This window comes from Oceanispirochaeta crateris (assembly GCF_008329965.1).
Lineage (GTDB): Bacteria > Spirochaetota > Spirochaetia > DSM-2461 > DSM-2461 > Oceanispirochaeta > Oceanispirochaeta crateris.
Genome location: NZ_CP036150.1, coordinates 2,483,747 through 2,502,371, shown reverse-complemented (window position 1 = coordinate 2,502,371; position 18,625 = coordinate 2,483,747). Strand labels below are relative to the sequence as shown.

The following is an 18,625-nucleotide window of genomic DNA, read 5'->3' as shown; positions in this document are numbered from 1 at the left end:
ATATGGCTAAGAAGATTCGTGTTAAACTTGTACGCAGTACAATTGGTCGAAAACCACAACAGAAGAAAACTGCTAAGGCTCTTGGTCTTGGTAAGCTTAATTCTGTCGTTGAGAAAGAGGTTAATCCCTCTGTACTTGGCATGATCGCATCAATTTCACACCTCGTTGAAGTAGAGGAGATGAAATAATGAGCAGTGTTTTCGAACTTAAAGCCCCTCAGGGTGCTAATAGAAAAAAGAAAGTCCTCGGTAGAGGACATGGTGCCGGTACTGGAAAAACTTCCGGTAAAGGTCATAAAGGTCAGAAATCCCGATCAGGCGGAAATGTTCGTCCTGGATTTGAGGGTGGACAGATGCCTTTGTACAGAAGAGTAGCAGCAAGAGGTTTCTCGAACTACATGTTCAAGAAAACTTATGTTCCTGTAAATCTTATCCTTTTGGAAAACAATTACAGTGACGGTGAAGTTGTTTCTCTGGAAACTTTGGTGGAAAAAGGCCTGATTAAGAAATCTGAGAAGAGTATTAAAATACTTGGTGACGGAGAACTGAGCAAAAAGCTCGATGTTCAAATTGAAAAAGTTTCCGCTGGTGCAGTTGCTAAAATTGAAAAAGCCGGTGGAAAAGTAGTAAAAAATTCAAATCAGGAATAGTTGGTAATTTATGGCTGGTAATCCACTCTACGACATGTTTAAAGTAAAAGAGCTCAGATCTAAGATCTTTTTTACTCTGGGAATGCTGATTGTATTCAGACTAGGCGCAATCCTGCCCATTCCGGGAATTGATGCATCTGCACTCAGACTCTATTTTCTGAACCAGGCATCAAGTGGTTCTGCAATGGGTATTACAGAATATTTGGACTTTTTTGCTGGAGGAGCTTTCAAAAACTTCTCCATATTTATGCTTGGTATAATGCCATATATTTCCATGTCCATCATAATGCAGCTTTTGTTGCTCGTATTTCCACGGTTAAAGAAAATATCCGAGGAAGATGGCGGAAAAAAGAAAGTTCAGAAGCTTATCCGTTACGGAACCGTGATTGTTTGTATCATTCAGTCTTATGCTGTAACCGTATATGCCAGTAGAATTCCTGATGCTATCATACCCTCCATGTTAGGGTGGAAGTATACCGTTGTTGCCATGTTAACTGTAACAACAGGTACCATGTTCCTGATGTGGATTGGTGAACAAATTAACTCCAAAGGAATAGGTAATGGTATTTCATTGCTTATTTTTGCTGGTATTGTAGCCAGGATGCCTGGTGCATTCACTGTCTTGGGTAAAGAAATCCGTAGCGGAAATCTGAACCCTGTATTTGTAATTTTCGCTCTTTTGATGTTCGTTGGTATCATTATGCTGGTGATTTACGAACAGCAGGGGCAAAGAAAAATCCCTGTGAATTATGCAAAGAGAATCGTTGGTCGGAGGATTTATGGTGCACAGAACACCTACATTCCAATTAAGATCAACCCCAGCGGTGTAATCCCCGTTATCTTTGCTTCCTCTATTCTGACATTCCCCCTTCAGATAGCTGGGACACTAGGAAGCAGTAGTAAAGCCTGGTCACAGGTTGCCAGTTGGCTTAGGCCGAATGGTGCACCTTATCTGGTTTTATATACGCTGTTAATTGTCTTTTTTGCCTACTTTTATACACAGGTTTCTATGAATCCTATTGAAATTGCTCGGCAAATAAGAGAGAATGGCGGTTCAATCCCGGGAATCCGGTCTGAGAACATGGAAGGGTATTTAACAAAAATACTCAACCGTATAGTACTCCCCGGTTCAATGTTCTTGGCATTGATAGCTTTGATTCCTTCCCTAATCATTAACCTGTTTGGTTTTCCACAACAGGTTGCCTACTTGATGGGAGGTACTTCGTTGTTGATTATGGTCGGTGTTGACCTTGATACAATGAGCCAGATTGAGGGTCATCTTAAGATGCATCACCATGATGGTCTCGTGAAACGAGGAAAACTAAAAACAAGGAACCTATAAGAGGTATATTATGAAGGTTAGAGCAAGTGTTAAACCTATTTGTGATAAATGTAAGGTAATCAGGAGACGTGGTGTCCTGAGAATCATATGTGAGAATCCTAAGCACAAACAGAGACAGAAGTAGGAGGTCCATAAGTGGCTCGTATTGCAGGTATTGATCTGCCCAACAAGCATACAGATATTGCATTGACATATATCTTCGGTATAGGTAGAACCTCTGCTAAAGAAATCTGTGCAAAAACAGGTGTAGATCCAGAAAAAAGAATCAATGAACTCTCAGGTGAAGAAGTAAATGAACTGAGAAAGTTAATTGAAAGTGAATATAAAGTAGAAGGTCGTTTGAGATCTGAAGTTGCTTTGAATATTAAGCGTCTGATGGATATTGGATGTTACCGGGGTCTTCGCCATAGAAGAGGTCTGCCCGTTAATGGACAGAGGACCAAAACTAATGCCCGAACCCGTAAGGGTAAGGTCAAGACCGTCGCTAAGAAAAAGAAATAGAGCGGTTGGAGGGTTTAAAAATTGGCTAAGACTAAGAAGAAAAAAGAAAAAAAGAATTTATATGAGGGTAATGTCTATATTCAGGCAACTTTCAATAATACAATTGTAACAATCACTGACTTGAAGGGAAATGCTGTTTCCTGGAGTAGCGCTGGTTCTCTTGGTTTCAAGGGCGCAAAGAAATCTACTCCATATGCTGCCCAAACAACAGCAGAAACAGCTGCTAACAGAGCCTTGGATTTTGGCTTGCAGGAAGTTAATGTATTCGTTAAAGGTCCTGGTGTAGGACGGGAATCTGCTATCAGATCACTTGGTGGACTTGGCCTTAGGGTAAAATCCATCAGAGATATTACTCCAATACCTCATAATGGATGCCGTCCTAAAAAGAGCAGAAGAGTATAATACCTAAAAGCAGGTTGAACAATAAACCGGTTTGATTCTTCAAACCGGTTGTTCGCTTATTTGTAGTAAGGAGCATAAATGGCACGTAAAAACCTATTGAAGGGATTTAAACGACCAAAAGGAATCACCTTTGAACATGGTGAACAAGAATCTGGTTATGGAAAGTTTATGGCTTACCCTTTTGAAAGAGGATATGGAGCAACAATCGGTAATTCATTACGTCGAATTTTGCTTTCTTCTATCCAGGGATATGCTATAACTGCTGTGCGGGTTACCAGTTATAATAAAGATGGTAATGCACATGTTATAACCAGTGAATTTGAATCAATTCCTGAAGTCGTTGAAGATACACCCGAATTAATAAGCAATTTAAAATCTCTGCAATTAAGCCTTCCTGAAGACATTGAAGAGAAGACAATTCTTGTTGAGTGGAAAGGTGTTGGTGAAATGACAGGTGCTGATCTTGAAAAAGATGGCATTATTGTAACCAATAAAGACCTTAAAATTTGTACTTTGATGGAAGATGCTGATCTCGAGTTTGAAATTCAAATTGATCTTGGAAGAGGTTATGTTCCATCTGAGCTGAATGAGAAATATGTTGATGTTGTCGGGACTATTCCCGTCGATTCAATCTTTTCACCCATCAGAAAAGTTCGGTATGAAGTAGAGAATACAAGAGTCGGTCAGAGATCTGACTATGATAAGCTGATTCTTGAAATCTGGACTGATGGCACAATTTCACCCGAAGATGCCTTGGCTGAGTCGGCTAAAATAGCAAAAGATCACTTCACAATTTTTATCAATTTTGATGAAGATGATGTGGTTGGAGATGATGAAGTTGACGAAGAAGAGGAACGGGTAAAAGCTCTCTTGGATACACCAGTTGAAGAACTGGAATTATCAGTACGTTCAAGTAATTGTCTCAAAAATGCAAACATCAAGACGATTGGTGATTTGACCAGAAGAACTGAAGAGGATATAGCAAAAACCAGGAACTTTGGTAAAAAATCTTTGATGGAAATCAAAGAGAAGCTGAAAGAATGGAACCTCTCATTAGGTATGGTTGATTATAGTGTTTTGAAGAAAACAATTAAACTTGAAAATAATAAGGAAGAATAGTCATGCATAACCGAATAGGTTTTAATAGGCTTGGCCGTAAAGCCAGTCATAGAAGAGCTCTTCGTAGAAACATGGTCACTTCTCTCTTTAAACATGAGAGAATCCAGACTACTAAAACGAAAGCACTTGAAATCAGAAAAACAGCTGAAAAAATGATTACACGAGCTAAGGAAGACTCTGTTCATAACCGTAGAATCATTGCAAAAAATATCAGCAATAAGGATGTTTTGAACAAACTGTTTACTGAAATTGCGCCACGGTTCACAGAAAGACCTGGTGGATATACAAGAATCCTCAAAATGGGTTTTAGGCAGGGTGATGCAGCTGAAATGGTTCTTCTTGAACTTGTTGAAAAAGCTGAAAGTAAAGTAGAAAAGGACTAAACATAAGAATCCTGTAAGAGGATTTTATATACTTAAAGAGATCTGTGAATAAGTTTTCACGAATCTCTAATGTAAAGTTAAATTCGTTTCGATATTAGTAAGGAAGGTTTCTCTCCATTGGGAGTGATATCTTCCTTATTTTTTTGGTAAAAAATTGAATGCGATTAATTTATAAGATTCTAACAGCTTTAGCCTCCTCATTACTTCTGATAAGCACCTTAGGCTATTTTGCCTTTACAGGTGCTTTTTCAGAGATTGAAACTCAGTATTTTAGTCAGCGAGTTATTGAGGGACAAAAGTCGCATCTTGAACAGAACAACAGTTTAATAAATAAATATCATGATTCAAATATTGAAAGAATTCGTGCTATCCTTGATTTAGCATACTTGAAGAATGTCTATGATCCCAGCCAAAGTCGTGAGGATATCATTGACAGGGCTAACTTGTTTGGCAGAATGTCTGAAGAATTATACGGGTTTCAGTATATAAGAATCATTGATGATAGAGAATTGAATATTCTTTACAGTACACATGAAGATGATATCAAACAAAGAGATAACTCTCGCATACTATATAAATTGTGGAAGGAAAGTTCAGATTCTTCGGCTCCCATTCATTTTATAGAAACAAAAGATTCTGAACCATCTTATGTTTATGATAGAGATAAAAACAGGATTCTGTATTCTTTCCCAGCTATTGATCAATATGCCCTGTTTAAGGGTACAGTGGTTATGGAATTCTCATTAAATGGTCTTCAGAATTTCCTATACAATCAGGGTGGAATCTCTGATGTGAATAGAGTTCAGATTCATGATCGGGACATCCTCATTTATAATCTAACCAATGATCAATACAATCTTCTAAAAGATAGCATAACCCAATTCCGAGGACAGGCCGGAAAATCAGACCTCATTCAGAAATTAGCGGATGGAGAAGGGAAAGAGTTCTATTTACTGCAGCTTGTAGATGAAGAGGGTTCTATTTCTCTTTCAGTCATTCCCGGTGATGATTTGGTTCTATCTAATGAATACAGAGCTCTTTTGCTCTTATCCATGTTTATAACTCTGTTCCTAATAGCCTTCTTGATATTGAATATTAAGCAGAATCAAGAGCTTATTCTAAAGAAAAAAATTAAGAAATTTCAAATGACTTTCCTGAGGGATTTACTAGAAGCTGAAGAAGAGCTTAATTGGGAACGATATGAAATTGAGCTGAAATCACGTAAGGATGAAGTTCGTAAAGAGATCCTGAAGAGCCTCTCTGATAAGTTCAAAAAAAATAGAAAGGATGAGATCGATACACTCCTGGATAAAAGCTGGGATGAAATCATTAGATTTCTTGTCAGTAAGAAGGATGAACAGAAAGAAGAGCCGCGGTTTACAGTCAGTGAACTTGAAAAAATGATCAAGTCAGCCCTCAGCAATGCACACTTTACCGTTGAAAATGCAGATATTCAGAGCGTTAGACAAAATGTTGCACAGCCTTATAAAAATAAGAATCAAAGCGTTGAAGTTGAAGAGCTGGATGATTTCGATGATGTGGAAGAGCTTGACGAAGTTGAAGACCTAGAGGACGGTGAATCTCTTGGTGAACCCGTTGAAGTTGAAGAGCTGGATGATTTCGATGATGTAGAAGAGCTTGACGAAGTTGAAGACCTAGAGGACGGTGAATCTCTTGGTGAACCCATTGAAGTTGAAGAGCTGGATGACTTCGATGATGTAGAAGAGCTGGACGAAGTTGAAGATCTAGAGGACGGTGAATCTCTTGGTGAACCCGTTGAAGTTGAAGAGCTTGATGACTTCGATGATGTAGAAGAGCTAGGCGAAGTTGAAGACCTAGAGGACGGTGAATCTCTTGGTGAAGCCGTTGAAGTTGAAGAGCTTGATGACTTCGATGATGTGGAGGAGCTAGGCGAAGTTGAGGACCTAGAGGACGGAGAATCTCTTGATAAACCCGTTGAAATTGAAGAGCTGGATGACTTCAATGATGTAGATGGTGTGGAAGATCTGGATGAAATTGAAGCATCAGATGTTGAATTACAAAATACTGACTTGGATGAATCTTTCCTTATCGATCTAGATGATGTAAAAGGCAGCTTTGTTCTGCGAGGTCTCATCGAATCTATGGATGTTGATAAAATATCTAGGAAACTTGAAATACGATACAATAAATTCCTCAATGAAGATTCCTTAGCCTCAGACAAAGATTCAGCTTTGGAAGAACTGAAGGTCGTTGATGAAATAAAGGCTTTACCAATTGAAGATGAGAATGCGGAAGAACTCGAAAAACTTCCAATTGCTTATGATGATGAAGAGCAGGTAGAAGATTTAATTGAGTTGAATCTTAATGAAAATCTGTCCCTTTTTGGACTGGATTTAACAGATGGGTATCACATCAACCATGAGAGCATTAATACTAAGAAGCAAGAGATGGAGAACGTTGATCTTGTGGATTCTGTAGAAGGCTTTAATGCTCTGACCGAAGAGATTCAAGACATGAATCTATATGATGATGAAAATATTGAACTGGATACGATCGATACGAAAGAATACTACGGAGTTTCCATGCCTCAGAATAATCATAATTTGAATACGAATACTATGATTGCTGACCTTGAAACTCATCAGAGAGGGGATGATGATATGATCGATGAAGATAAAAATGATAAAAACCCTCTGGATAAGATTGCAAATGCTCAAATAGAAGAGCTGGACGGAGTCGAAGAGCTGGGTAAAGTCGAAGAGCTAGAAGAATTAGACGAGCTGGAAGAAATAGACGAGCTGGATGAAATAGACGAGCTGGACGAATTAGACGAGCTGGATGAAGTCGAAGAGCTGGACGAAGTCGAGGAGCTAGAAGAATTAGACGAGCTGGATGAAGTCGAAGAGCTGGACGAAGTCGAGGAGCTAGAAGAATTAGACGAGCTGGACGAAGTCGAAGAGCTGGTAAAAATTGACTTTTCTGAATATTTAAGCAAAGCCGGGTTTGATTTGGAAGATAAGTCTGATCATCACATTGTTGAGGATGACGTGTCTGAAGAAGGCAGAATTACAGCCGAGTCTTTTATGATGGGTATGGATAGCCTAGTACAAAATCTAGCAGAAGATCTCCTTCCCCAAATGGAAGATGATGATACGGTTTCAGACGATTTTTCAATCCGAGATGAAGTTTCCAGCATTGAAATGACTGCCAATGGCTTAGATTTTGACCGGTTTAGAGCTCACTATAGATCTGGCTCACTCGGTTTACTCAAGTCTTTAAGGGATTTAACCCGTGAATATAAAGCGCTTAGTGGTATTCTCATGCAAAAAAATACTGATGGTCTTGAACCCGTTCTTTCCATTGGTATAAATGAGGATGGTGTAGATAGTCTTTCAGATACTGAAATCTCAGACACTCTCAGTCGGCTGACCCAGGATGGCTCCATTGTTTATATTAAGAATAAGGAACATCCTTCTGTAAATGGAAGCTTTGCCCACGTTGATTTTAGACTCTTTAATTGTTGGGTTTTGATGCCATTGGTCAGTGATCAGGGATATGATTATCTCTTTCTAGGATACAAGGATTCAAGCCATTCTCTTTTGAATGAACTGTTCTGATTCTGGTGAAATCTGATGTAATCCGGTGTTGATTTATAAAATTTTGCAGAGATTCTTTGACTTGACAAATAGGTCTTTACTTATATAATCATAATATCTTGTAAAATTAGGGGGAAATATGGATCTTGTATATAAGATAGCTCTTCCCCTCGTTGGAATAGTAATAGGTTGGACAATACGATGGCTTTATGCCAGATATCAACTTTCTTCTTCAGAACAGAAATCGTTAAGAGTAAAACAGGACGCAGTTAAAGAGGCAGAACAGGAAAAGAAATCTATCTTACTGGAAGCACAGAATCAGATAATGAAAGAACGTCGTCAGCTGGAAAAAGAAAACCGGGATAGACGGAATGATGTTCAGAAATATGAAAGACGAGTGCAGCAGAAAGAAGATAATCTTGATAACAAGACTGCCATGCTTGAACGTAATCAAGCGTTACTTAATGAACAAGAAGCGATTCTTGCCAATAGAGAAGAAAAAGTCGCAGAGGAAGAAGTCCGCTGGCAGACTGAATTAGAACGAATTTCAGGTTTAACCAAAGACGAGGCGAAGAAATTAATCATACAGAGTCTGGAAAATGAGGCAAAACATGATGCCCAGGCACTGATTAATAAGATTGAACAAGAAGCAAATCTCACTGCAGAAAAGAAGGCCCGTGACGTCATAGTCACAACGATTCAGAGGCTGGCTACCGATGTTAGTACAGAAATCACTGTTACTTCCGTTAGTCTTCCCAATGATGAAATGAAAGGGCGGATAATTGGCCGTGAAGGGCGTAACATTAGAACTTTGGAAACACTTACCGGTGTGGATATTATCATTGATGATACTCCAGAAGCGGTGGTGATTTCGTGTTTTGATCCAATCAGAAAAGTGATTGCGAAAATTGCGCTGGAACGTTTGATCGCTGACGGAAGAATACATCCTGCCAGGATTGAAGAAGTCGTTCAGAAGGTCACCAAGGAGATCAGTCAGACCATATATGAAGAGGGCGAAAAAGTTCTCTTTGATTTGGGAATCCATAATGTCAGACCGGAAGGTATTCGGGCATTGGGAAGACTGCATTTCAGAACTAGTTATGGGCAGAATGTACTGTCCCATTCCAAGGAAGTTGCCGTTATTGCAGGTATGATCGCCGCAGAAATTGGTGCTGATGCTGAAATTGCCAAGAGGGGAGCTTTGCTCCATGACATTGGTAAGGGCCTTGAAACAGATGGAGATGTAAATCATGCGGAACTGGGTGCTGAACTCTGTAAGCGTATGAATGAAGATCCCCGTATTGTGAACGCCGTGGCAGCTCACCATAACGATGTAGAGATCAATTCTGTAGAAGGTATCCTTGTGCAGGTAGCGGATGCTATTTCGGCAGCAAGGCCTGGTGCTAGACGTGAAACTTTAGATAACTATATCAAGCGGTTGGAAAATCTTGAAAAGATTGCCATGAGTTTTGAAGGTGTTGAAAAAGTATTTGCTATTCAAGCAGGACGAGAACTTCGAATCATGGTAAACAATGATAAAATTGACGATTCAAAGGCTCAAATCTTGGCAAAAGATATTGCCAAGCAAATTGAAAATGAATTGAAATACCCCGGACGTATCCGGGTCACCATCATTCGCGAAACACGGGCCGTTGAATACGCACGATAGGAAGTGAATTTTGGCGAGTGAATTATGCGCCCTTATTCTAGGAGATGTCGTTGGAACTCCTGGAAGCAGGGCGCTTTTCTTTGGACTTAAAAAACTCATTAAAGAGACCAGAGCAGATCTGGTTATTGTCAATGGTGAAAATGCTGCTTCCGGGTTCGGAATGATGCCCGAAGATGTGCAGACTCTGTTCACATCAGGTGCGGATGTGATTACCAGCGGGAATCATATCTGGCAGAGGAAAGAGATTCTTGATCTACTGGATAGTGAAGAGCGTCTTCTCAGGCCCGCTAACTATCCCTCCGGTGTCCCCGGACATGGATTTTGCATTATTGAAAAGAAAAAGCAGAAAATTGCCGTCCTGAATCTTTTGGGAAGATCCCGCATGGGGTTCAATGGATTATGTCCCTTTCAGACGGGTAAGAAACTGCTGCAGCAACTCCATGGTAAAGCTGATGCGTTTATTCTTGATTTTCATGCTGAAGACCCCATGGAAAAAGAAGCACTGGCCTGTTACCTCGATGGTCAGCTGAGTCTGCTCTTCGGAACCCATACTCATATTCAGACTGCCGATGAAAGAATCCTTCCAGGTGGTACAGGTTACATCACCGATATTGGTATGGTGGGACCCAGTGATAGTGTTATTGGGTCAAATCCGCAGCAAAGCATTCAGAGGAGTATTTCCCAACTTCCCCTGAAAATGGAAGTCCTAGACAATGAGGCCCTTGTGTGTGGAATCTCTGTTGTCATACAGGATGGAAAAACAACCCGAATTGACCGAATCCGCCAAGTTCCCGGGTCATGAAAAAGATTAGGATTTTCGCTAAAATTCAAAAAGATTTTCCCCAATATTCTGAAAAAGAACTCTATGCTGCGATTTTGTGCGGTGAAGTCGCTGTTTTGGGTGAGACCATCAGAGATCCGAAGTCTCTGGTCCCAGAGGATGTAGAGGTTTGTCTTAAAAAGAAGAAATACGTTTCTCGGGGGGGCTTCAAACTTGAGAAAGTCTTGGACCTTTGGTCGCTTCCTGTAAGGGGCAGGAGAATCCTCGATGCCGGAAGTTCTACCGGAGGGTTTACGGATTGTCTTCTACAAAAAGGCGCCCTGTCTGTGTATGCCGTAGATGTAGGATATAATCAACTGGATTATTCTTTGAGAACGAATCCTGCGGTAATCGTCATGGAAAGAACCAACATTATGAGTGTGGATTCTCTTGATCCAAGACCAAGTTGGGCTGTGGCGGATCTCTCTTTCAGGTCACTTCGATCAGCAGCATCCCATATTCTGGGATTGACCGAAGATTCCCGCTTGATTGCACTAATGAAACCGCAGTTTGAGGTTAAAGATCCGGATGAAGATTTTGACGGGATCGTAAGAAATCCTCAGGAGATCATTGATATTACGGAGATGGTTATTCGGGAAATGTCCGATGAGGGGGCTTTTGTCACAAAGGCGGCTCTGTCTCCTGTTACAGGCCGTAAGGGGAATCAGGAACTTCTTTTTGATGTCTCAGGGAAAGAATCTGAGCTTGTAGACCTGGAGCAAATCATTTCCAGCCTCAAAGAGGAATTCAAAATCCACAAAACTGTCTGATCTATGATTTTTAAGAATTGTTCTGAAAGGAATCACGACTCAAGGGTTTTCCGATGTAGAATCCTTCCCCCCCAAGATACTCTTTAATTACGCCTTCAATAAGAATCTGAACATTTTTAATGCTCGGGAACTCCGTCGATGTATAGACAATCTGTTTTAATTGAGCGAGGTATCCCTCTCTTCCCAGAGGGTTAAAGCGGAACGCTTCATTAAAATTTAAGTAGGCTGTTCCCGATTCCACCCGGGCTGATAAGAGCCTTGTCCCTTCAGGTATGAGTGTCAAAGATCCTTTGTTGAGTTCATCGCTTGCAGGACCGTCAATGAGAGAGTTTATAGTCTGTGTCAGGGGAAAACTACTGAAGTCTATGTTCCTCGAAACGCTTTTTAAGGAAATTTGTCCTTCGGTGTTTACTTTCACAAAATATATCCGGGCTTCCCTTGTCGGTATGGTTTCTGTCTCGCTTGGAGCTTTCTTTTCTTCTGCCGATTCTTTGGGGACTTCAGTGATCGGAGGCAGCGCCGTTTCTGATTCAGCTTCTGCCGGTTCCAAACGTTTTATCGTTGCACTTCCACTGTTATTGTTGGGGATTTGCCATAGCTGGGATTTACCAGGTTGAAAGAAATAGAAAACAAGCCCTAAAAGTATCAGGCAGATGACAGATAAAAGGATTAGTACCACTATCTGAGACATTTGAACCTTATCGCTTTGTGACTTTTGTGGATGATTTTTTAAGGTGTTTTTGCCGGTTTGAAAGGTTTGCTTGGTTCCTCGCCTGTTGGTAGCAGAAGTAGAGGATGGATTCATTTTTTTATATTTATTCACAGGTTTCTGATTCTTGCTCATACCCTTTGATTATCGGATTATTACACAGCTATGCCAAGTAAAAAAGAGGGATATCCGTAAGTTTGACTAACTATAGAAAGTTGCGTATTATAGAAATAATGAAAGAATTCCATGGAATTTCAGCGTCACCTGGCATCGTTATCTCAACGGCATTTCTTTACAATGAAGACAGCTTTTCTATCCCCTGTTATTCGATTAAAGAAGAGGATATAGAGGGCGAGCTGACTCGATACCATAAAGCTATTCAGGAAGCATCAGAAGAGCTGACTGATTTAAAAAAGAAAATCACCGATGAACACAGTCAGGAAGAAGCTCGATTCCTTGACTCACATATTCTGATGCTCCATGACCCTATGTTTAAGGATCAGGTGTTTGAACGACTGAAAAAAGACCTGTTCAATATAGAGTGGGTTGCTCAAAGTGTCATTCAGGATTACATCCAAAAATTGAATGCTTCGGGAGATCAGTATCTGAGGGAACGTTCCATGGATATTAATGATGTATCCAAGAGGATCATCAATAATCTCCTTATGAGAAAGAGAATTTCTCTGGCCGATCTTTCTAGCGAAGTCATCATTGTTACTCCCGACCTCCTTCCTTCGGATACTTTGCTTATGAATAAATGGCTGGTCAAGGGGATTGTCATGGATGCAGGTGGTCGAACGTCCCATACTGCTATTCTGGCCCGTTCTTTCGGGATTCCAGCCATACTCGGGCTTCGTCATATTACTAAAGAAGTCGCGGATGGGGATATTCTAATCATAGATGCCCTCAAAGGCATCGTCTATGTGAATCCGGATAAAGAAACCCTTCTTAAATATAAAAAGAAAAAAAAAGAATACCTGAAGCGGGAATCTGAGCTATTTAATCTCAGTAATCTTCCTTCAGAGACCAGAGACGGCAAGCTCATACACTTGAAGGCTAACATTGAAGTAGCAGAAGAATTGGATTCGGTTCATGCTTATAATGCATCAGGAATCGGTTTGTTCCGAACGGAATTTCTTGTTATGCAATCAGGGCAGGAAATGGATGAGGAGCTTCAGTATTCTGCCTATATAAAAGTTGTGAAGGGCATGAACGGCTTACCAGTAACCATCAGGACTCTGGATGTTGGTGGAGACAAACTGATCAATGAAATTGCCCAGAGAGATGAGAAGAATCCTCTTTTGGGTTGGCGTGCAATTCGGTTCTGTCTGGAGAGAACCGATGTGTTTAGAATCCAGTTGAGAGCCATTCTCCGGGCTTCTGCGGCTGGGCCTGTGAGGATCATGTTTCCCATGATCAGCGGGATTGAAGAATTTGAAAAAGCCCTTAAAATTTTAAAGGGTGTAAAGAGAGAACTGCGCTCGGAAGGTATTGCTTTTGCAGATGAAATACCTGTAGGATGCATGATTGAAGTTCCTTCTGCGGCCTTAACATCGGATATCCTGGCTAGGAGAGCGGATTTTTTTTCCATCGGTACGAATGATCTAATTCAATATACTATCGCCGTTGACCGAGGTAATGAGAAGATTACCAGTATGTATGAGCCTTTCCATCCGGCAGTGCTCAGATTGATCAAAATTGTTGTGGATAATGCACATGATGCGGGTATTCCTGTGGGCATGTGCGGTGAAATGGCGGGTGATCCGATGGCTGCAGTCATATTAATGGGCCTGGGGTTGGATGAACTGAGTATGAGTTCCTTCAGTATCCCCGAAATTAAGCGTATTATACGTTCCACCACCATATTGGAAGCTGAGGAGTTTCTCGGTACCCTGATGGATATGAAGAGTTTCAAAGATATTGACCATTATGTCCGAGAGTGGATGGAGGAAAAATTTGAGTTTATCACAGGTTAGGGAAAACCGCTTACCAATAGTCGTTATCGCCGGAAGACCCAATGTCGGAAAATCGACGCTGTTTAATAGAATTATAAAAAAAAGAAAAGCCATCACGGATCCAACACCGGGTGTGACAAGAGACACCATCCAGGAACGGTGTTTTGTCAGGGATCAGGAAGTCCTGCTTATGGATACCGGGGGATTCAAACTGGAAAGAGATGACAGTTTTGATGAACTGGTTGCCCAAAAATCACTCAAAATGCTGGAGCAGGGTGATCTCATTTTGTTTATTATGGATGTTAATGACATCACTAGCGAAGATGAAACATTCATTGAGAATCTAAGATCCTACCAGGATAAGGTTCTCCTTGTTGTGAATAAAATAGACCATCCGGACAAGGAAAACGAAATCTGGAATTTGTATTCCCTTGGGTTTGAGCATATCATTGGAATCTCTGCCACCCATGGCCGAAATATGGAAGGTCTTCAGGATAAAATCGTATCAATGATCGATTTCTCTCTCTTTAACGGTGCCGTAGAATCGGAAAAAGATCCTCATATAAGCATCGCCATCCTTGGAAAACCCAATACAGGTAAATCAACCCTGACAAATCAGCTCACCGGAAAAGAAAACTCCATTGTCTCTCCCATTGCCGGGACGACACGAGATGTGATTGAAGGACGATTCCTGTACAAAAACAGGGAATTTAAGGTTCTGGATACGGCTGGGATCAGAAGAAAGAAGAAAGTTGTTGAAGATGTGGAATACTATTCAGTCAACAGGGCGTTTCATACCATCGACGAGTCAGATATCATATTCCTCCTGATCGATATACAGGAAGGATTAACAGAGCAGGATAAAAAAATCACCCAGCAGATCGTTAACCAGGGTAAGGGTGTTATTTTGGTTCTGAATAAGTGGGATACAACAGACGGCACCAAAGAGTTCTGGGATAAAGCTGTTGAGAAGGTTCGGTTCCTTTTTCCAATCCTGGGGTTTGCTCCGGTTATGGCTATTTCCGGCTTGAAGGGGACTGGTTTAGATAAACTTCTGGACGAGACCGAGAAGGTGTATAGGCAGCTCACAAAAAGGGTAGAAACCAGTCAATTGAATGAATCTTTGCGGTATTGGATGGACTATAATCCAATTCCATCAGTCAAAAATAAGAGGTATAAACTCCTTTACCTGACTCAGGTGACTGCCCATCCCGTAAAATTTGTACTCTTTGTTAATAGAGAGAAGGGTTTTCCCGATTCTTATAAGAGGTATGTTATGAATCAGATCCGCAAAGAATTCGGTATGTCCAAAATTCCTATAAATATGGAGTTAAAGGAACGTTCCTGATCATAAATGAATGCCGGGAGTCGTTAATGAACTTTAAATCTGTCGGATGTTTCATTGTTATTGCCTTTTGTTATCCGGCAATGAGCCTTTTTTCTCAGTCATCTTATCCCTTTGAGGAGCGCTTGGCCTCTGCTGCGTCCTTCTATGAGAACGTTGAAGTTCGTTCAGCCATGGCTGATGCTATAAATGCACCTTTTTATTCTCTATTGACCAGGCAGAAAGAGATTCATTCTCAGGTTCTGTCTCCTGTCGCTGTAGAATTTGAGTTGCGGAAGTCTGAAGATTCTTTTTATCTGCTTTTTAAGAATGAGTTGAGCTATAAATACCCGGTTTGGGGGAGGGGCAACTATATTATTAAGAGAGATTTGAGATCAGGAGACTTTCTGCAAATCAAGATCTTCCTCCAGAATGATGAAATGTCCTTCATTCGCCTCATGCCCCTCGATGAGAGCAGAACCTCCCTGGAAATGTCTCTCTACGGAGTGACTATATACAATGGCATTGTTCTGCCTGTCTCTATTGAAGATTTATCTGTCAGCTCATTTGCCCGAGTTATGCATCTGACAAAGGATATGATCCAATGGGAGGAGATCTTTACAGATGCAAGCTATCCGGAATGGGAGCAGGTTGCCAGTCTTGCCCGCCGTATTGGCGAAGATGTGGATTTTCTATATGAATCGGACGATGGGGCGCAAGACCATCTTGGTCGTTTTGTTTTGATAGAGAGTGGGGAACCGATTTCCGGTCAGGCAGGAGCCGTGAATTGTTCCGGTTTTGCCAAATGGGTTGCCGATGGGATTCTTATAAGCCGGGGTGCCGAGTCTGCCCTGAATATTGAATCACTGAAGGCTCCATCGGAAACAGAGAGCCGGATGGATAACCCCTGGAGCATGGCTCATCTGGATCGTGATCCCTATTTCGGTTTGGATTGGAGCCGGAATCTGGCACGGTTCTTAAGAGAATCTGAACCTGGAAGTCCGGAAGCAGGATTGCTAGATATGGATCTGCGCAATGTTCCCTTTTTTGAGTATAAAGAGAATATTGGCTATGAACTTGAAAAATTGAAGTCTCTGCTGTATCTTCAGGCGGTGAAGGAGCCGGGTTATTTTTACCTGGGTGCTGTTAATTCGCTTTATGGTAAGGATCCTGTTCTCTGGCAGTATTATCATATTGCTCTGTTTTTTCCCTGGTTTGATGAAAATGGAGATTTTCAACTTGAGGTTCTTGAAACAGGTGATATCTCTTCTCTTGACAACCTCAAGTACAGGTATCCTCAAAGTTTTGTGCATTTGAGTAAGGTAAAAGCTTCAAAAGGCTTTGTTTCACCCTGGAAGCCTGATTCTATAGAATGAGTATTCTGACACTGATTTAAGGAGTTCTATTATGCTGGATATATTTCAGAAAGGTGGCGTTATCCTTTGGATTATAATGCTGTTGTCTGTTTTTGCAGCCGCAATAATCATCGAAAGGATGTTGTATTTCAAACGGATTAAAGTGGATGAAGATAAGTTGTTCCTTCGGATCAAAGGAGCCATTGAGAAGAATCATTTTGACGAAGCTCTTTCCATCTGTGATAGCAATGTTTCACCCCTGACCGGGCTGATGAAGGTTGGAATAGCACACCGTGATCAGGTTGAGGTCGTTCAGAAAGAGGTGCTTCGGGATGCGGCAAGGCAGGAAATCCCCCAATTGGAACGGTTCTTGACCCCTTTGGGAACGATTGCTCATATATCCCCCCTTCTCGGGTTGCTGGGGACTGTCACTGGGAACATCAAGGCCTTCGGAATTTTGGGAGGAGGCACTTCTTTTGCAGATCCTTCTGTTCTGGCAAGAGGTATTTCTGAAGCTCTGCTGACGACAGCTGCCGGTCTAATCGTCTCTATTCCAGCTGTTATCTTCTATAACTATCTCGTCAAGAAGGTCGAGAATATTCTCATCCAGATGGAGAATCAGGTCAATGAAATGATCCTGCTCCTCAAAGGACAAAAGAAGGAGAGGACAGGAGACGAGTTATGATACTAGAGCGTCGTCTCAAGCCGCATATCAATGTTGATCTCACACCTCTGATTGATGTTGTGTTTCAGCTTGTTATTTTTTTCATGATCTCAAGTGTGTTCAATACGGCACCGGGTATCACTCTGGATCTTCCAGAATCGTCTACTTCGGAGAATGTAGAAATTACAGAACTTCGCTTGACTGTCTTGTCCAGTGATGAGATTTATGTCAACAAGGAAAGCTGTACAATCCTGACCTTGGAAGAGACCCTGATCTCCGTGATAGAGCAGAGTCATATGGAGGAACCTGTAGTTGTGTTTGATGGTGATGGTGAAATTCCCTATCAAATGATGATTCAGGTCCTGGATATTTTGCGTCGGCAGGGATTCGAGGGTGTTAATCTTGTGACCAGAGAGAAAGCTGAGGATGCTTGATGACGCCTTATCAGGTTAAGCAGCAGAAAAAGAGAACACTTCTCAGTGTTCTCTTTGCCATCCTCTTCCACTTACTCGTGTTGGGATCTTTTATTCTCTACGATTACTTCTTCATCGAAGAACTCAGTGATTTTTCCGGTCCCATCCTTGTAAAGCTTGGAGAACCGGAGGGCGAAGATCTTCCCCTTATGCCGGAAGATGTTCCGGAGGAGGTGCCAGAAGAAGTTGTCACTCCCGAGGATATACTGCCACCAGTTCCGGAGACTGTGGTCTCCGAGCCTTCTGAGAATACTCTTCCTCCTGTTCAACCTGAAAAAATAGTAGAGAAACCAACACCCACTCCCATTCCAATTCCTGCGGAACCTGTGGTGAACACCCCCGCAACTCCACCTGTTATTCCACAGAAACCCCAAGCTGTCATTATTTCGGGTGAGGACGAGGGAAACTCCTATGAATATCAGTTTGAGGCGGAAGAGGGTGTCATCGGACGGTCTTTGTCTACGGATATCTCTCTGTATATGCCTTTGCCTCAAATCATTTCCTCCTCCTTGTATGGAAGTGAAAGTATGACTAAAGAGTCTTTTCAGATAGGTTTGACAAGACAGGAACTGATTCAGAAGTACTATACGAATATCAATGGAGACTGGGTTTATACAGAAACTCCCAACATTGATGATATTAAATCCATCTGGGCTTATCTAAAAGAAGCCGGGTACGATGCCAGCAATGCGGATTATAAATTCGGTGGAAATTTAAATCCTGTGGTGATCAGTTTTACAATCTCCGGATCGGCAGAGCTCATCATGTCAAAAGTGGATAAATCCTCAGGTGACTCCAGGATTGATGATTCTGTTCTTGCCGGGTTTCGAAGCGCGACTTTTTCGAATTCCAGCAATGGCGAAATCAAAGGACGATTCACATACCGTTTTCAATAAGCTGATATTGAACTAT

Annotated in this window: 19 protein-coding genes; 18 read left to right on the top strand and 1 reads right to left on the bottom strand. The window is 41.4% G+C overall.

Going from position 1 to position 18,625, the window contains the following annotated elements:
• Positions 1-2: 2 nt before the first annotated feature.
• The 12 genes from rpmD to EXM22_RS11270 all read left to right on the top strand — a co-directional run bounded on the left by rpmD (position 3) and on the right by EXM22_RS11270 (position 11,233).
• Complete coding sequence (gene rpmD / locus EXM22_RS11325) at positions 3-188, top strand: 50S ribosomal protein L30 (protein WP_210411463.1); 186 nt, start codon at positions 3-5, stop codon at positions 186-188.
• Positions 188-649 carry a 50S ribosomal protein L15 gene (rplO, locus tag EXM22_RS11320; protein WP_149486626.1) on the top strand — a complete coding sequence of 154 codons (462 nt, stop codon included), beginning with the start codon at positions 188-190 and terminating at the stop codon, positions 647-649. Before rpmD ends, rplO begins: the two co-directional genes overlap by 1 nt.
• 10 nt (positions 650-659) lie before the next feature.
• Entirely contained in the window at positions 660-1,991 is a 1,332-nt protein-coding gene (secY, locus tag EXM22_RS11315; protein WP_149486625.1) for a preprotein translocase subunit SecY, read from the top strand.
• Between the two features lie 10 nt (positions 1,992-2,001).
• Positions 2,002-2,115, top strand: coding sequence for a 50S ribosomal protein L36 (gene rpmJ, locus EXM22_RS11310; protein WP_149486624.1), 114 nt, complete (start codon positions 2,002-2,004; stop codon positions 2,113-2,115).
• A gap of 11 nt (positions 2,116-2,126) precedes the next feature.
• Positions 2,127-2,492, top strand: a complete 366-nt coding sequence (gene rpsM, locus EXM22_RS11305) for a 30S ribosomal protein S13 (RefSeq protein ID WP_149486623.1) — start codon at positions 2,127-2,129, stop codon at positions 2,490-2,492.
• Positions 2,493-2,513: 21 nt separating this feature from the next.
• Positions 2,514-2,894, top strand: a complete 381-nt coding sequence (gene rpsK / locus EXM22_RS11300) for a 30S ribosomal protein S11 (RefSeq protein WP_149486622.1) — start codon at positions 2,514-2,516, stop codon at positions 2,892-2,894.
• Between the two features lie 78 nt (positions 2,895-2,972).
• Positions 2,973-4,013, top strand: a complete 1,041-nt coding sequence (locus EXM22_RS11295) for a DNA-directed RNA polymerase subunit alpha (protein WP_149486621.1) — start codon at positions 2,973-2,975, stop codon at positions 4,011-4,013.
• 2 nt (positions 4,014-4,015) lie between these two features.
• Positions 4,016-4,396 carry a 50S ribosomal protein L17 gene (rplQ, locus tag EXM22_RS11290; protein WP_149486620.1) on the top strand — a complete coding sequence of 127 codons (381 nt, stop codon included), beginning with the start codon at positions 4,016-4,018 and terminating at the stop codon, positions 4,394-4,396.
• 158 nt (positions 4,397-4,554) lie between these two features.
• Entirely contained in the window at positions 4,555-7,995 is a 3,441-nt protein-coding gene (locus EXM22_RS18235) for a midas domain-containing protein (RefSeq protein WP_168203470.1), read from the top strand.
• Between the two features lie 118 nt (positions 7,996-8,113).
• Complete coding sequence (gene rny, locus EXM22_RS11280) at positions 8,114-9,643, top strand: ribonuclease Y (RefSeq protein ID WP_149486619.1); 1,530 nt, start codon at positions 8,114-8,116, stop codon at positions 9,641-9,643.
• Positions 9,644-9,653: 10 nt separating this feature from the next.
• Positions 9,654-10,445: a TIGR00282 family metallophosphoesterase gene (locus tag EXM22_RS11275; protein ID WP_149486618.1), complete on the top strand. Its 792-nt coding sequence runs from the start codon at positions 9,654-9,656 to the stop codon at positions 10,443-10,445.
• Positions 10,442-11,233 (top strand): TlyA family RNA methyltransferase, encoded by a 792-nt coding sequence (locus EXM22_RS11270; RefSeq protein ID WP_149486617.1) that lies wholly within the window; start codon positions 10,442-10,444, stop codon positions 11,231-11,233. The genes EXM22_RS11275 and EXM22_RS11270 overlap by 4 nt, the downstream gene beginning before the upstream one ends.
• A gap of 10 nt (positions 11,234-11,243) precedes the next feature.
• On the opposite strand, the gene EXM22_RS11265 is transcribed toward EXM22_RS11270, so the two are convergent.
• A complete protein-coding gene (locus EXM22_RS11265) occupies positions 11,244-12,077 on the bottom strand; it encodes a GerMN domain-containing protein (protein ID WP_149486616.1) in 834 nt (277 codons plus the stop codon).
• 98 nt (positions 12,078-12,175) lie between these two features.
• On the opposite strand from EXM22_RS11265, the gene ptsP reads away from it, so the two are divergent.
• The 6 genes from ptsP to EXM22_RS11235 are packed head-to-tail and all read left to right on the top strand — an operon-like array spanning position 12,176 to position 18,609.
• On the top strand, positions 12,176-13,918 hold the full coding sequence (gene ptsP, locus EXM22_RS11260; protein ID WP_149486615.1) for a phosphoenolpyruvate--protein phosphotransferase: 1,743 nt from the start codon (positions 12,176-12,178) through the stop codon (positions 13,916-13,918).
• Positions 13,899-15,245, top strand: coding sequence for a ribosome biogenesis GTPase Der (gene der / locus EXM22_RS11255; protein ID WP_246157011.1), 1,347 nt, complete (start codon positions 13,899-13,901; stop codon positions 15,243-15,245). The genes ptsP and der overlap by 20 nt, the downstream gene beginning before the upstream one ends.
• Before the next feature lie 26 nt (positions 15,246-15,271).
• The gene (locus EXM22_RS11250) at positions 15,272-16,597 is read left to right on the top strand and encodes a hypothetical protein (RefSeq protein ID WP_149486613.1); all 1,326 of its coding nucleotides are present in this window, start codon (positions 15,272-15,274) and stop codon (positions 16,595-16,597) included.
• Between the two features lie 31 nt (positions 16,598-16,628).
• On the top strand, positions 16,629-17,261 hold the full coding sequence (locus EXM22_RS11245) for a MotA/TolQ/ExbB proton channel family protein (protein ID WP_149486612.1): 633 nt from the start codon (positions 16,629-16,631) through the stop codon (positions 17,259-17,261).
• Positions 17,258-17,674, top strand: a complete 417-nt coding sequence (locus EXM22_RS11240) for an ExbD/TolR family protein (protein WP_149486611.1) — start codon at positions 17,258-17,260, stop codon at positions 17,672-17,674. Before EXM22_RS11245 ends, EXM22_RS11240 begins: the two co-directional genes overlap by 4 nt.
• Complete coding sequence (locus EXM22_RS11235; RefSeq protein ID WP_149486610.1) at positions 17,674-18,609, top strand: energy transducer TonB family protein; 936 nt, start codon at positions 17,674-17,676, stop codon at positions 18,607-18,609. Before EXM22_RS11240 ends, EXM22_RS11235 begins: the two co-directional genes overlap by 1 nt.
• Positions 18,610-18,625: the final 16 nt, after the last annotated feature.

Excerpts from the sequence above, each read along its gene's own strand:
- rpmD (WP_210411463.1), top strand. The coding sequence starts at position 3 with ATGGCTAAGAAGATTCGTGTTAAACTTGTACGCAGTACAATTGGTCGA.
- rplO (WP_149486626.1), top strand. The coding sequence starts at position 188 with ATGAGCAGTGTTTTCGAACTTAAAGCCCCTCAGGGTGCTAATAGAAAA.
- secY (WP_149486625.1), top strand. The coding sequence starts at position 660 with ATGGCTGGTAATCCACTCTACGACATGTTTAAAGTAAAAGAGCTCAGA.
- rpmJ (WP_149486624.1), top strand. The coding sequence starts at position 2,002 with ATGAAGGTTAGAGCAAGTGTTAAACCTATTTGTGATAAATGTAAGGTA.
- EXM22_RS11295 (WP_149486621.1), top strand. The coding sequence starts at position 2,973 with ATGGCACGTAAAAACCTATTGAAGGGATTTAAACGACCAAAAGGAATC.
- rplQ (WP_149486620.1), top strand. The coding sequence starts at position 4,016 with ATGCATAACCGAATAGGTTTTAATAGGCTTGGCCGTAAAGCCAGTCAT.
- EXM22_RS18235 (WP_168203470.1), top strand. The coding sequence starts at position 4,555 with ATGCGATTAATTTATAAGATTCTAACAGCTTTAGCCTCCTCATTACTT.
- rny (WP_149486619.1), top strand. The coding sequence starts at position 8,114 with ATGGATCTTGTATATAAGATAGCTCTTCCCCTCGTTGGAATAGTAATA.
- EXM22_RS11270 (WP_149486617.1), top strand. The coding sequence starts at position 10,442 with ATGAAAAAGATTAGGATTTTCGCTAAAATTCAAAAAGATTTTCCCCAA.
- EXM22_RS11265 (WP_149486616.1), bottom strand. The coding sequence starts at position 12,077 with ATGAGCAAGAATCAGAAACCTGTGAATAAATATAAAAAAATGAATCCA.
- ptsP (WP_149486615.1), top strand. The coding sequence starts at position 12,176 with ATGAAAGAATTCCATGGAATTTCAGCGTCACCTGGCATCGTTATCTCA.
- EXM22_RS11250 (WP_149486613.1), top strand. The coding sequence starts at position 15,272 with ATGAACTTTAAATCTGTCGGATGTTTCATTGTTATTGCCTTTTGTTAT.
- EXM22_RS11245 (WP_149486612.1), top strand. The coding sequence starts at position 16,629 with ATGCTGGATATATTTCAGAAAGGTGGCGTTATCCTTTGGATTATAATG.
- EXM22_RS11240 (WP_149486611.1), top strand. The coding sequence starts at position 17,258 with ATGATACTAGAGCGTCGTCTCAAGCCGCATATCAATGTTGATCTCACA.
- EXM22_RS11235 (WP_149486610.1), top strand. The coding sequence starts at position 17,674 with ATGACGCCTTATCAGGTTAAGCAGCAGAAAAAGAGAACACTTCTCAGT.